Annotated in this window: 12 protein-coding genes; 5 read left to right on the forward strand and 7 right to left on the reverse strand. The window is 69.9% G+C overall.

Annotation, left to right across the window (positions count from 1 at the left end):
• The first annotated feature begins 180 nt into the window (after positions 1 to 180).
• Positions 181 to 1,710 carry a sensor histidine kinase gene (locus tag WJ12_RS23210; RefSeq protein WP_226103880.1) on the forward strand — a complete coding sequence of 510 codons (1,530 nt, stop codon included), beginning with the start codon at positions 181 to 183 and terminating at the stop codon, positions 1,708 to 1,710.
• Between the two features lie 44 nt (positions 1,711 to 1,754).
• On the opposite strand, the gene WJ12_RS23215 is transcribed toward WJ12_RS23210, so the two are convergent.
• The 3 genes from WJ12_RS23215 to WJ12_RS23225 all read right to left on the reverse strand — a co-directional run bounded on the left by WJ12_RS23215 (position 1,755) and on the right by WJ12_RS23225 (position 3,990).
• Positions 1,755 to 2,141, reverse strand: a complete 387-nt coding sequence (locus WJ12_RS23215; protein ID WP_069245841.1) for a tautomerase family protein — start codon at positions 2,139 to 2,141, stop codon at positions 1,755 to 1,757.
• 65 nt (positions 2,142 to 2,206) lie between these two features.
• Positions 2,207 to 2,710: an aromatic-ring-hydroxylating dioxygenase subunit beta gene (locus tag WJ12_RS23220; RefSeq protein ID WP_049030802.1), complete on the reverse strand. Its 504-nt coding sequence runs from the start codon at positions 2,708 to 2,710 to the stop codon at positions 2,207 to 2,209.
• Entirely contained in the window at positions 2,707 to 3,990 is a 1,284-nt protein-coding gene (locus WJ12_RS23225; RefSeq protein WP_069245842.1) for an aromatic ring-hydroxylating oxygenase subunit alpha, read from the reverse strand. Before WJ12_RS23225 ends, WJ12_RS23220 begins: the two co-directional genes overlap by 4 nt.
• A gap of 139 nt (positions 3,991 to 4,129) precedes the next feature.
• Here WJ12_RS23225 and WJ12_RS23230 point away from each other — a divergent pair, with 139 nt between their 5' ends.
• Positions 4,130 to 5,050, forward strand: coding sequence for a LysR family transcriptional regulator (locus WJ12_RS23230; protein ID WP_049030804.1), 921 nt, complete (start codon positions 4,130 to 4,132; stop codon positions 5,048 to 5,050).
• 24 nt (positions 5,051 to 5,074) lie between these two features.
• On the opposite strand, the gene WJ12_RS23235 is transcribed toward WJ12_RS23230, so the two are convergent.
• The gene (locus WJ12_RS23235; RefSeq protein WP_034188307.1) at positions 5,075 to 6,064 is read right to left on the reverse strand and encodes a PDR/VanB family oxidoreductase; all 990 of its coding nucleotides are present in this window, start codon (positions 6,062 to 6,064) and stop codon (positions 5,075 to 5,077) included.
• A 151-nt stretch (positions 6,065 to 6,215) separates the two neighbouring features.
• Positions 6,216 to 7,613: a spinster family MFS transporter gene (locus WJ12_RS23240; RefSeq protein ID WP_069245843.1), complete on the reverse strand. Its 1,398-nt coding sequence runs from the start codon at positions 7,611 to 7,613 to the stop codon at positions 6,216 to 6,218.
• A gap of 410 nt (positions 7,614 to 8,023) precedes the next feature.
• On the opposite strand from WJ12_RS23240, the gene WJ12_RS23245 reads away from it, so the two are divergent.
• Positions 8,024 to 9,142: a porin gene (locus WJ12_RS23245; protein ID WP_069246037.1), complete on the forward strand. Its 1,119-nt coding sequence runs from the start codon at positions 8,024 to 8,026 to the stop codon at positions 9,140 to 9,142.
• A 32-nt stretch (positions 9,143 to 9,174) separates the two neighbouring features.
• Here WJ12_RS23245 and WJ12_RS23250 read toward each other — a convergent pair whose 3' ends face one another.
• Positions 9,175 to 10,209, reverse strand: a complete 1,035-nt coding sequence (locus WJ12_RS23250) for a LysR family transcriptional regulator (protein ID WP_156810513.1) — start codon at positions 10,207 to 10,209, stop codon at positions 9,175 to 9,177.
• Entirely contained in the window at positions 10,209 to 11,177 is a 969-nt protein-coding gene (locus WJ12_RS23255) for an AraC family transcriptional regulator (protein WP_059559606.1), read from the reverse strand. Before WJ12_RS23255 ends, WJ12_RS23250 begins: the two co-directional genes overlap by 1 nt.
• 154 nt (positions 11,178 to 11,331) lie before the next feature.
• On the opposite strand from WJ12_RS23255, the gene WJ12_RS23260 reads away from it, so the two are divergent.
• Together WJ12_RS23260 and WJ12_RS23265 are read left to right on the forward strand one after the other, a co-directional pair.
• Positions 11,332 to 12,438 (forward strand): NAD/NADP-dependent octopine/nopaline dehydrogenase family protein, encoded by a 1,107-nt coding sequence (locus WJ12_RS23260; protein WP_069245845.1) that lies wholly within the window; start codon positions 11,332 to 11,334, stop codon positions 12,436 to 12,438.
• Positions 12,435 to 13,445: a 3-hydroxybutyryl-CoA dehydrogenase gene (locus WJ12_RS23265; protein ID WP_069245846.1), complete on the forward strand. Its 1,011-nt coding sequence runs from the start codon at positions 12,435 to 12,437 to the stop codon at positions 13,443 to 13,445. Before WJ12_RS23260 ends, WJ12_RS23265 begins: the two co-directional genes overlap by 4 nt.
• Positions 13,446 to 13,450 lie beyond the last annotated feature (5 nt).

Consider the following 13,450-nt stretch of genomic DNA (forward strand, 5'->3'; position numbering starts at 1 on the left):
GGACAAGGGTTCGGATGCGGATGGCATGCGTGCCGTGCGAGGCTGGACCTGCGGCACGACGATGCAGCCAGTCTAGAAACGCCGAAAACACGCAGCAATTGGTGCGTTGGGCCGTGCGACTGGTGACGTTCCGGGCCGGCCTAAAGAAATCTTCAGGTGCGATCGGCGCGCGCCGGTGCTATGTTGGATTTCCGGCCGCGCGATGCCGCGCGCCTTCATCCGGATCCGATCATGAGTTTCCCCGACGACGACGATTTCCACCGGCTGCTCGACGCGCTGACGACCTGCGTGCTGCTGCACGACGCGCGGACGAAGGCGATCGTGTGGGCGAATCGCGCCGCGTGCATCGCGCTCGGTTTCTCCGTCGAGGAGTTGCTGCCGCTGAAGGCGCCGGACATGACGCGGCCCGAGCCGAAATACCAGCGCGAGATCGCGGTGAGTGCCTGGGATCGTGCGCTCGTCGACGGGCCGCAGGTGTACGAGTGGTGCTATCGCTCGCGTACGGGCGTCGACATGCTGTCCGAGGCCACCGCCACCTACGTGCCGCTGCGCGGGCGCGACGTCGTGATGGTGCAGTTCCGCGACATCAGCGCGGAAGAGGCGGTTCGCCGGCAGTTGCGCCGCTACGAGGCGCGGCTGCGCGAGTTCATGCAGGATCTCGACGAAGGCATCGCGGTCGTGACGCCGCACGGCGGCGTGCAGTTCATCAGCGAATCGGGCCGCCGCGTGCTCGGGCTCGCGCCCGACGAACCGCTCGGCGCGGTGCTCGACTACTGTTCCGCGGCCGATCGCGACCGGCTCGTCGCACAACTGCGCGATGCGCCGTCGGCGTACCCGTCCGCGCCGCAGCGCTACCGGATCGTGCGGCGCGACGGCTCGCCGTGCTGGCTGCGCATCCTGTGCCGGCAGGTCGAGATCGAAGGCGATCTCGACGGGCTGCTCGTGCAGTTCCGCGACGTGAGCGACGAAGTCGCGATCGAGGACGCGCGGCGTGCGGAGGCGCGGATGCTCGAATACGCGGGCCGCTACAACGCGATGGGGGAGATGGCGAGCGTGATCGCGCACGAGCTGAGCCAGCCGCTCGCGGCCGTGCGCAACTTCATCGAGGGCGCGGTGCGGCGGCTGAACGGCAACGGCGCCGTCGAGGACGCGATCTGGGGGCTGCGCAGCGCGGACCGGCAAGCCGAGCACGCGGCGCTGATCATCAAGAGCGTGCGCGAATTCATCGTGAAGCGCGAGCCGGTCGTCGCGGTCGCCGACCTGCGCGACATCCTTGCCGATGTCGCTTACTTCATCGAGCTGCGCGCGAAGGAAGCCGGCGTGACGGTCGTGCTCGTGCAGGCCGACGTGCCGCTGCCGATCCGCTGCGAGCGCGTGCTGATCGGGCAGGTGATCCTGAATCTCGCGTTCAACGCGATCGAGGCGTTCGCCGGCTGCGAGCGCCTGCCGCGTACGCTGACGCTCGCGACGGCAAACCTCGCCGGGCATGCGGAGCTGCGCGCGATCGACAACGGTCCCGGCATCGCGGAAGGTGCGCACGACCGGTTGTTCGCCGGCTTCTCGTCGTCGAAAGCCGGCGGCAACGGCATCGGGTTGTCGCTGTGCAAGAGCATCGTCACGCGTCACGGCGGGCGGATCGCCGCGAGCCCGGCCGGCGGCGGCGGGCTCGACTGCCGCGTGACGTTGCCGCTCGCCGGTGCACCCGCGTAGCCGCCGCGTCGCGTCGCGGCCGGGCAGCGGCGCGCGGCGCGCGCTCATCGTCCCAGCGCCCGCGCGGTCTGGCCGCCGATGCCGAAGTCGGTGGCCGGAATGTCCTTGATGATCACGCGCGTGGCTTGAAGCGGCGTGTCGAGCACGCTCGCGCCCGCGTCGGACAGCGCGGCGATCAGCGCGCGTTTCCGTGCGTCGGTGCGGCCGGCGATCAGGATCGCGACGATCACCGGCAACGATGGCGGCGCGCCGTCCGCGGCACTGCGGCCGCCGAGGCCGACATGCGTCGCGGGCAGCTCGGTGAGCAGCACGCGCACGGATTCGGCCGGTGCGCCGATCGCGTCGACGGTCGCACCGGTCAGCCGCGCGATCAGCTCGGCCTTGCGTGCGTCGTCATGGCCGGCCGGCAGGAAAACTTCGAGTGTGGGCATGGTGGTCCGGAAAGGTGAAGGTTGCCGGCTCACCTTTGCACTTGCAGCGGTGAACCGGCCGCGGCTTACAGCAGGAAGCCGATCGCGCTGAGTGCTTCGGTCGAGTCGATCAGGCGCACGACCTTCTCCGCGATCCGCATCTCGCCTTCGGCATCGACGTGCAGCGTGTGCGTGACGTCGGCCGCGAACAGCGTCGCGGCGCCGCGCTTGTACGCGACGACGACCTGCGCCGATTTCAGCGCGACGGTGTCGGCGCCGCCGCTTTCCAGCGTGAAGCGCGACACGGTGCGCACCGTGCGCGCCGCGTCGGTCGCCGAGGCCGAATAGCCGGACACCATCCGCTGCACGCGCTTCTCGCGCATGTCGTGGTCGTCGAACACGTAGTTCAGCGTCGCCGCGAAATCGGTCGCATCGGGGTCGATCGGCACCACGTAGTGGCCGGCGGGCTCCCACAGGTCGAGCCAGGCGCGGTAGTCGCGGCGGTCGAGCATCTCGGCTTCGCGCCACACGAATTCGACCGCGCGGGCGAAGGTCTGCTCGGAAAAGAGGGCGTTGCGGTCGTCCATCATCGTTGCTCCATCATCTTGCGCCATTGCTGGTAGGCCTCGCGCATGCCGGTCTCGTCGGTCGCATGGGCGGTCTTTTCGCCGTTCGCGGCGGTCGTTTCGCGGTTCAGCCCGCGGTTCACGAGGATCGGCACGTCGGGGCCCGCATGCGCGCCGCGCTGCACGCGCTCCCACGCTTCCGCGTCGTCGGGGCTGCCGAACCCGAACGGGCCCTGGAAGTGCTCGTGAATCCGCAACCGCTCGCGGTTCGCTTCGTCGGGGCCGCCGTCCATCGCGAGCGCGACGTGGCGAATCTCGGTTTCGTTCACGGAGATCGGCCGCAGCACGCGGAAGAACGCCATCGACAGCGCGAGGTTCGGGAACAGGTTCAGGTTGAAGCCGACGCCCATCAGCGAGCGCACGATGCGGCGCACCTCGTCCGGCGCGTGACGTTCGGCGAGCGTGGCCGCGAGCGGCGCGAAGCGCTCGGGCAGCGGCGCGCCGTCGTCTTCGTCTAGATCGATCAGCTCGGGCATCAGCACCGCGAGGCTGTGGCCGTTGCCGAGCCCGCGGCAGAACGCGTCCTCGCTCGTCATGAAGCTCGTGATCGCGGCGGCCGTCTCGTCGTCGATCGACTTCATCCACGACTTGTGCACGACCGGAAAGTGGTAGAGATCGGTGGTGTTCTCGAGCTGGATCTTCCAGTTGCCCTTGAACTTGAACTTGTGCTCGCCGTTCGCCTTGATCGGGTAGCCGGCGCCCTGTTTCATGAACAGGTCGATCCACGGCTTCGCGCCGCCGAGGAAATCCTCGAGCGGTTCGACGGCGTCGTTGAAGCTCGCGAAGATCAGCCCCTGGTACACGCCGACGCGCAGCTTCACGAGCGGCAGGTCGCCTTTCTCGCACACGCCTTCGTAGCCGTCGCCGTACGGCAGCGCGCGCAGCGTGCCGTCGAGTGCGTACGACCAGCTGTGATACGGGCACGTGAAGCCTTTCGCGTTGCCCTTGTGCGCTTCGCACACGGTCGCGCCGCGATGGCGGCAGCGGTTCTGCAGCACGTTGATTTCGCCCGTCCTGTCGCGCACGACGATTACCGGCTGGCGGCCGATCGTCGTCGTGATGAAGTCGCCGGGGTTCGGCAGCTCGCTCTCGTGCGCGACCCAGATCCAGGTGCGGTAGAAGATGCGGTCGAGCTCGGCTTCGAACAGCGCGGGGTCGTGATACATCGCGGGCGCGATGCGGTCGGGTTGCACGAGACCGTGCAGCGCACGGGTGTCGATCGTCTGGTAGGCAATGTCGCTCATCGTCGTCGTGGGGAAAGAGCTGCGAAATCGGGCCGCGTCGCGCGCGGCATCGAGTACCCAGTCTCGTCTTCCGCTACATATCCGTCAAATTGATCTAAAATTGGCCGTTCAATAAATGCGGCAAATGATGGAGGCTACAATGACGTCGGTCGATCATCTCGATCTGAACCTGTTGCGCGTATTCCAGGCGATCGTCGAGGAGCGCAGCCTGACGAAGGCCGGCGAGCGGCTTGCGCTGTCGCAGCCGGCCGTCAGCTATTCGCTCGGCCGGCTGCGCACGCTGTTCGACGATCCGCTGTTCGTGCGCACGCGCTCGGGCATGCAGCCGACGCCGGTCGCGCTGGAGCTGGCCGGCATCGTCGGCAAGGCGCTCGACATGGTGCGCGTGGCGCTGCGCTACGCGGAGCGTTTCGATCCGGCCACCAGCACGCGCACGTTCCGGCTGTCGCTGTCGGATGCGGGCGAGATGGCGTACCTGCCGGCGATCTGCCGGGCGCTGCGCGAGCGCGCGCCGCGCGTGACGCTGAGCGTGCAGCCGCTGCCGGTGGAGGAGATCGAGGAAGCGTTGCGGGCGAGCCGGCTGGATTTCGCGATCGGCAACCTGCCGGAGCTGATGCCGCGCACGCGTCACCAGGTGCTGTTCGAGGAAACCTACGTGTGCATGACGGGCCGCCGGCGCGGGTTGCCGGCCGGCGCCGCGCTGGGTCTCGAGCCGTTCGTGCGCGCCGCGCACGTCAACGTGAAGTCGGTCGAACACAGCCATCACGCGCTCGACGACGCATTGCGCGCGCAGGGCGTGGGCCGCAACATCGCGCTGGAAGTCCCGCACTTCGTCGCGCTGCCGAGCGTGCTGTCGGTCACCGATCTCTATGCGACGCTGCCGAGGCGGCTCGCGCAGATCCTGAACCGCGACAACGCGTTCCGCCTCTATGACCTGCCCGTCATGCTGCCGCCCGCACCGGTGACGATGCACTGGCACGAGCATTTCCACGAGGACGAGGGCAACGCATGGATGCGTGCGCTGCTCGCCGAGATCGTCGAGCGTTTCGACGACGCATGACGGCCGCGACGCGCGCGTCGAATCTCAGAGATCGAGCACCAGCACCGCCGAGCGCGCGCGCGACACGCAGCAGCAGATCACCGTGTTGCTCGCGCGTTCGGCCTTGCTGAGGCAGTGGTCGCGATGATCGGGCTCGCCGTCGAGGACGGGCACCATGCAGGTGCCGCACACGCCTTCGCCGCATGACGTATCGACTTCGATGCCGATGCGCGCGAGCGCGTCGACGATCGACGTGTCGGGCGTCACGCGCACCGATTGTCCGCTGCGTTGCAGCCGTACCTCGAAGCCGTCGACCGGACCGGGATCGGCGCCGGTCTTGCCCGCCTCGGCGGCGACGGGTTCCGCCGCGAAACGTTCGAGATGGATCGAATCGTCGGGCACGCGCGTCGCGGCCGCCGCGACGACCGCGTCCATGAACGGCCCCGGGCCGCACGTGTAGACATGCGCGCGAGCATCGATCGGCGCGACGCAGCGGCCGAGTTCGGCCGCGAGCGTATCGGGCTCGACACCGTAGTGGAACGTCACGTGCGGCGCGAACGGCTCGGCCGACAGCGCGTCGACAAAGGCCGCGTGCTCGCGGCTGCGCGCGAAGTAATGCAACTGGTAGCGCGCGCCGCGCTTGTGCAGCGCGTACGCCATCGACAGCAGCGGCGTGATGCCGATGCCGGCCGCGATCAGCACGTGCTCGCTCGCGTCGTCCGTCAGGCGAAACAGGTTGCGCGGCGCGCCGATCGACAGCTCGGCGCCGACGGCCACGTCGTCGTGCAGCGAACGCGAGCCGCCGCGCGACCGCGCTTCCTTCTTCACCGCGAACAGGTAGCTGCCGCGCTCGTCGGGGTCGCCGCACAGCGAGTATTGCCGCGTGATGCCGGACGGCGCGGTGACGTCGATATGGGCGCCCGGTTCGTACGCGTCGAACGGCTGGCCGTCGACGCGCGAAACCCGGAAACAGCGGATGTCCTGCGCCGCGTCGATCAGCGCGTCGATCCGGACCTGGTGGCGGTTCGCTTGCATGGAAAATTCCGTGGGGTGGGAGGAGCGCGGCGCGGCAGGCACCGCGCCGTCATGCGATCGAGAATAGGGACGGGCGTCGCACAAATCAAATCGATTAAAAAGCAATGTCCTAATCAGTGGGGCGGATAATGGTCGGTTGGCGCGATGGCGCTCACCGCACGGCGATCGCGTCGCCCGCATCGGCTGCCGGCGGCGGCGGCGCCGCTGCCTGGCCGCGTTCGCGATCGAGGCTGCGGCGATAGTGCCGGCAGCCGGCGGTGAGCAGCAACGCCGCGAGCGTGGCCGCCGCGACGTTGACGATCGACATCGAATGGCCGACCGCGGCCGGCGCGCCGAACACCCGATCGGTGAACAGCGCGACGACGGTCGTGCCGATCCCGAGCGCGATCAGGTTCGACACGAGCAGGAACAGCGCGGAGATCTGCGCGCGCATCTGGTTCGGCGCGAGCGTCTGCATCGCGGCGGTCGACGTCGGCATCGGGAACGACGCGAAGAACATCGCGACGACGAGCATGGCCAGCGACGCCGGCAGGCTGTCGAGCTGCGTGAACAGCGTGGCGGGAATCACCATGCAGGCGGCGCCGAGCGCGCCCGCGCGCATCGGCGCATCGGCACGGCCGCGCCGCAGCAGCCAGTCGTTGAGCCAGCCGCCGCAGAACACGCCGGCCGTGTTCGCGACCAGCAGCACGATGCCGAGCGTGTAGCCGGCTTCGACGGCCGTCATCCCGAAGCGGCGGATATAGAACGCGGGCGTCCAGCTCAGCAGGCAGTACAGCGTCATCGCATAGAACGAGAAACCGAGGTAGTGGCACGAGAAGGTCGCCCGATGCGTGCCGACGAAGCGCAGCGAGTCGCGCATCGACACGCGCCGCACGGCGCCCGAGCGATCCTGCGCGAGCCCCTTGCGCTGCGGGTCGCGCACGGTCGCGGCGAACAGCAGCGCGACGAGGATCCCCGGCAGCCCGACGATCAGGAACGTGACCTGCCATGCATGCACCTGCCCGACGACGGGCAGCGTGAACGCGCTCGCATGCTTGAGCAGCGCGATCACGTAGCCGCCGATCAGGAACGCGACGCCGCCGCCGATGAACGAGCCGAGCGAATACACGGCGATCGCGCGCCCGAGCTTCTCCTTCGGGAAGTAGTCGGCGAGCATCGAATACGCGCCGGGCGACAGCGCGGCCTCGCCGACGCCCACGCCCATCCGCGCGACGAACATCTGCACGAACTGCTGGCTGAGCCCGCATGCGGCCGTCGCGACGCTCCACAGCGCGATGCCGAGCGAGATGATGCGCGGGCGCGCGTAACGATCGGCGAGATACGCGACGGGCAGCCCCATCACCGCGTAGAACAGCGAGAACGCGAAGCCGTTGAGCAGGCTGAACTGCGTGTCGGACAGGTGCAGGTCGCGCTTGATCGGCTCGATCATCAGCACGAGGACCTGGCGGTCGACGAACGAAAAGACGTACGCGAGCATGCAGATGACGACGACATACCATTCGTACGTATAGCGCTTGCCGTCGGCAGCGCGGGCCGGGGATGCGGACATGCGGATTCTCCAGGAGCGGGCGGTGGAAAAGCGCGGCAGCGGCCTTGCGGGCCGGGCGCCGTCGCGGCGCGAAAGCGTGCGGGTGACACGATCGGAGACGCAGCGTAGTCGGCCAAATTCGGCTGCCATAGGCGGAGTGACAGCGGCGCCACACGGACATTTACCGACCCGGATAAAGAAAACACCGAGGCCGTGCTCACGGGCCGCCGCGCGGCACGCGTGCGGCGGGGCGCGCGCGCATCATGCGGCGCATCTATAAGCGTTATGGCGCGCATTGCGTCGACATCCGAAATTGTCGTTTCTAGACTCGGCCCGTTTTTGATCGGCAGCGTTGGCCGTTGGCGGCGAACGCGCATCACACCACGCGGCGCGGCGCCGACCGACGCCGGCACTTCTACGGGACGACGAAGATGAACCAACCGAACGGGCGGGCCGACCGGCTTGCCGTACCGCTTGCCGCGCTGCTCGCCTGCGCCGCGCTGCCGGCAGCCGCGCAATCGAGCGTGACGCTCTACGGCCGCATCGATACCGCGGTCGAATACGCGAATGCCGGGCCGAACCATGTGGCGCGCATGGGCAGCGGCAACTTGTGGGCGTCGCAGTGGGGGCTGAAGGGCGTCGAGGATCTCGGCGGCGGCTACGCGACGATCTTCAAGCTCGAGGACGGTTTCAACGCGGGCAGCGGCGCGCTGTCGAACGGCAGCGCGCTGTTCGGCCGCGAAGCGTGGGTCGGCATCACGGGGCCGTTCGGCGGCGTGCAGTTCGGCGAGCTTTACACGATCCTGCATACGACGCTCGTCACGTACAGCCTGCCGGGCCTCGGCGCGGGGCTCGCGTGGGGCAACGCGACCAACAATTTCGTCGGCCCCGCGTTCCTGCGCGTGCGCAACGCGATGCGCTACACGTCGCCGCGCTACGCGGGCTTCATGCTGCGCGCGATGGCCGCGCGCGGCACCAACGGCGCGGCCGGGCAGCCGGCGACGCTCGGCGACACGTATGGCGCGGGCATCAACTACGTGCGCGGCGGCCTGTCGGTCGACGTCGACTACATGCAGCAGAAGTTCAGCCCCGTGGCGGCCTCCGCGCTCGGCGACACCAGCCCGGCCGCGAACGGCAACTACACGCTCGGCGCGATTTCGTACGACTTCAACGTCGTGAAGGTCGCCGCGCTGTACCTGCGCCATCGCGGCGGCCCCGACGTCGCGGCCGCGATCGACAGCCAGAGCGCGTATCCGCACAGCGACATCATGGAGCTGAGCGCGACGGTGCCGATCGGGCGCGCGTCGCTGCTGTTGAGCGTCGGCCATTACCGGAAGGTCGCGGACAGCGACGGCAACGCCGATTCGTACGGCATCCGGTTCGACTATCCGCTGTCGAAGCGCACGGTGCTGTACACGGGCGCCGCGATGGTGCGCAACGGCGCGCATGCGCGCTTCGTCGTCAACGGCGCGGCGGGTGGCGGCGTCGCGGTCGCCAGGCCGGGCGCCACCGCCAGCTCGATCGTCGCGGGCCTCCTCACGGCGTTCTGAGCGTCTCGCCCGCGCCGCGCCCGCTCGCGCCGCTACGCGCAGGCGGGCGGCTGCGGCGCGAGCCATGCGTCGAACGGCGCCTGCTCGCCGATGTTGAACAGCTCGAGCAGCAGCGCGTGCAGCCAGCGATGGCCGGGGTCCGCGTCGAAGCGCCGGTGCCAGTACGCGTTGACGGCCCATTCGCCGGCACCCGCGATCTCGTACAGCGCGCACGGCTGCCGCGCGGCGAACGTGATCGCGATCGTCTCCGGCAGGATCAGCGCGTAATCGCCGTGCTGCAGCAGCGCGGGCACCACCATGAAATCGGGCAACGCGGCGCGCACGCGCGGCATCAGCGTGTGCCGCTCGAGCAGCTGCATCGACTGCGGATGCGACGTGACCGCGACGAAGCGCAGCGCCTCGGGCGCGGCGCCGTCGAGCACGAAATCGTCGGGCAGCCCGGCGCGCCGCGCGGTGCGGCGCGGCATCAGCAGCACGCAGCGCTCGTGCAGCAGCGCGGTGCGCTGGAAGTGGCTCGAGGCGTCGGCGAAATGCCCGAGCGCGAAGTCGATGCGCCCCGATTCGAGCGCGACGTTGAGCTGGCATTCGTCGACGTGCAGCGTCTCGATCACCGCGCCCGGCGCGCGGCGGTCGAACGCGGCGAGCAGCGTCGGCAGGAACGCGCTCGCCGCGAAATCGCTCATGTGCAGGCGGAACACGCGCTGCGTGCTGTCGGGCGTGAAACGCGACCCTTCGTCGAGCACGTCCTGCAGGATCGCGAGCGCCTTGTCGACCGAGATCGCGAGCCGCTGCGCGCGCGGCGTCGGTTCGACGCCGGTGCCGGTGCGCACGAACAGCGCGTCGCGGAACATCAGCCGCAGCCGGCCGAGCGCATGGCTGACCGACGGCTGCGTGACGCCGAGCCGTAGCGCCGCGCGGCCCACGTGCCGCTCCTCGTAGACCGCGCGAAACGTCTTCAACAGGTTGAGATCGAGATCCTGCACGCGCAAGCCGTCGGGCGAGTCGGCGTCGTGCGATGAAGGCTCGGGTCGGGCCGGCATCAGCGGGCGGCCGGTTGTGGCGTGCATCATCGTGTCTGCCTCGCGGTAACGGAAGGCGCATGGCCGTAACGCCGCGCATAGGCCTTCGCGAAATGGCCGAAACCGTGGACGCCGTGCGCGATCAGCACGTCGGTCACGCTGCGCGCGTCGCCGCGTTGCAGCGCCGCGTGTACGGCCGTGAGCCGGCGTTCGCGCACGTACGCGGCGGGGGTGGTGTCCAGGAACGCGCGGAACGCGTGCTGCAGCGTGCGCGGGGCGACGCCCGCGACGGCCGCCAGCGCGGCGAGCGCGAGCGGCTCGCCGAGATGCGCATCGACGTGGTCGCACGCGCGGCGCACGTATGCCGGCAGCGGCGGTGTACGGTGCGCGAGCGCGTCGCTGTACGCATGCGGCAGGTGTGTGAGCAGCAGCGACATCAGCCACGCGGTGAGGTCCGCGCCGAATATGGGCGACGCGGTGCCGATGCCCGGCTGGGCGCCCAGCCGGCACAGGTATTCGAAGGTGGGCAAGACGAGCGCGGCGCCCGTGTCGCCGCTCGCGAGCGCGAACTGCAGCGGCCGCGTGAGTGTCGTCTGCAGCATGTCCTGCAGCTTGCGTTCGAGCGCGCCGCGCTCGAGGCGCAGCACGAGATTGCGGCAATCGGGGCTCGTGCGCAGGCGGCTCGCGCGCGCGGGCGACGACACCGTCAGCTCGCCGGGGCCCGCGCGCGCAACGACATTGCCGGCCCGCAGCTCGCACGTGCCGGCGAGCGTCAGCCTGAACAGGAAATGATCGGCGTCGTCGCCGAACTCGATGTGCGTTTCGCGGCCGTAGCAGAGTTCAAGCAGCGCGCCGTGGTGCAGCGGCACTTCGTACAGCTCCGCATGAAACGGATCGCGGCCGCACGCGGCCATCCGGTGCGGCCCGAGCCGGTGCGCGACCGCGCGTTCGACGTCGTCGGGCGCCTGCAGCGTGCCCAGCCGGTTCGGCGCATGGCGGGAAAGGGCGATGTCCATTCGTAGACCTCGTGGCGGATGCCGGGGCGCGGCGGGATGCGCAGCGCAGTGCCGCGATTGCGTTGCGCGAACGGGCGTGTCGTTGCGCGTTTTGAAGCGACGCGGCGCGGGCCGCCGCGTAGTCTCGGAAGCACTCAATCACCGGGAGACGGCAATGAAGGTATGTGTTCTGGGCGGCGGCCACGGCTGCCATGCGGCGGCCATCGACCTGCTCGAGAAGGGCCACGACGTGACGTGGTGGCGGCGCGACCGGGAGCCGCACGCGCGGCTGCGCGAGCTTGGCGTGCTGAACGTGACCGACTATCGCGGCAAGCGCGCGGTGCCGCTCGGCGATGCGCCCGGCGCGATCCGCCTGACCGACGATCTCGCGGCCGCACTGCGCGGCGCGCGGCTCGTCGTGGTGCCGCTGCCGTCCACGTCGCACGATGCACTCGCCGCGCAGGTCGCGCCGCTGCTGGCGGACGGTCAGGTCGTGTTCCTGCCGCCGGGCACGTTCGGCAGCTTCGTGTTCGCGCGCGCGGCGGCCGATGCCGGCAACCGTTCGCGCGTCGCGTTCGCCGAAACGGGCACGCTGCCGTATCTCGTGCGCAAGCATGGCGACAACGAGGTGGTGATCAGCGCCTATGCGACGCGCCTGCCGACCGGCGTGTTGCCGGCGAGCGCGGCCGGCTGGGCGTTCGACGTGCTGCGCGCGGGCTATCCGTCGGTCGAGCCGGTCGAGGATGCGTTGTCCGGCGCGCTGATGAACGCAGGCCCGGTGATCCATCCGCCGTTGATCCTGATGAACGCCGGGCCGCTCGAGCACTTCGACGCGTGGGACATCCACAACGAGGGCACGCAGCCGTCGATCCGCCGCGTGACGAACGCGCTCGACGCCGAGCGCATCGCGGTGCGCGAAGCGCTCGGTTACCGCGCGCCGCATTTCCCGCTCGCGGATCACTACGCGGCCGAAGGGGACGAGTGGATGTACGGGCGCGGCGCGCACGGCAAGCTGACCGAGAGCGGCGACTGGCGCGAGAAGATCGATCTGCGCACGCATCGCTACATGCTCGAGGACACCCGGCTCGGGCTGTCGTTCGTCGTGTCGTGCGGGCGCCGGGCAGGCGTGCCGACGCCGGTCGCGCAGGGGCTGCTGAGCATCGCGAGCGCGGTCGCGGAGCGCGACCTGTATGCGGAAGGCCGCACGCTGGAGCGGCTCGGGCTGGCCGCGCTGTCGAACGACGCGCTGCGCGCGCTGCTCGACAACGGGTACGCGGCATGAAGGCGGCCGCCGATGTGACGCGCATCCACGTGCTCGGCGCGGGGCGCATGGGGCAGGGGATCGCGCTCGTGTTCGCGTACGCGGGCCTCGACGTGACGCTGATCGACTTCAAGCGGCGCGATGCGGCCGGCTGGCGCGCGTTCGGCGAGCGCACGCGCGACGGGATCGCCAGGCCGCTGCACGCGCAGGTCGCGCTCGGCGGCATCGATGCCGCGCAGGCCGAAGCGGTCGTCGCGCGCATCGCGCTCGTCTCGCACGACGGCGCGGCGGACGCGGTGCGTGACGCCGATGTCGTGTTCGAGGCGCTGCCCGAGGTGCTGGACGCGAAAGCCGACGCGCTGCGCTGGCTCGGCGAGCACGTCGATGCGCGGGCAACGATCGCGTCGACCACGTCGACGTTCGTCGTCACGGAGCTGCAGCGCCATGCTGCTTATCCCGCGCGGATGCTGAACGCGCACTGGCTCAATCCCGCGCTGCTGATGCCGCTCGTCGAGATCAGCCGCAGCGACGCGACGGATCCGTCCGTCGTCGACATGCTTGCCGCGCTGCTCGGACGCGTCGGCAAGAAGCCGGTGATCTGCGGGCCGGCGCCCGGCTATATCGTGCCGCGCATCCAGGCGCTCGCGATGAACGAGGCCGCGCGGATGGTCGAGGAGGGTGTCGCCAGCGCGGAGGATATCGACACGGCGATCCGCACCGGCTTCGGGCCACGCTTCGCGGTGCTCGGGCTGCTCGAATTCATCGACTGGGGCGGCTGCGACATCCTGTACTACGCGTCGCGGTATCTGGCCGGCGAGATCGGCCCGCGCTTCGCCCCGGCCGCGAGCGTCGTGCGCAACATGGAAGCCGGGCGCGACGGCGTGCGTACCGGCGCGGGTTTCCACGATTATGCGGACGTCGACGTCCCCGCGTACATGCGACAGCGGCTCGGCGAATTCGCGCGGCTGCTCGAGCACCTGGGGCTCGCGCCGGCGTTCGACGGCGCGCGGCGCGACGCCGGGCGCTGACCGTC

The organism is Burkholderia seminalis (assembly GCF_001718535.1).
Taxonomy (GTDB): Bacteria; Pseudomonadota; Gammaproteobacteria; order Burkholderiales; family Burkholderiaceae; genus Burkholderia; species Burkholderia seminalis.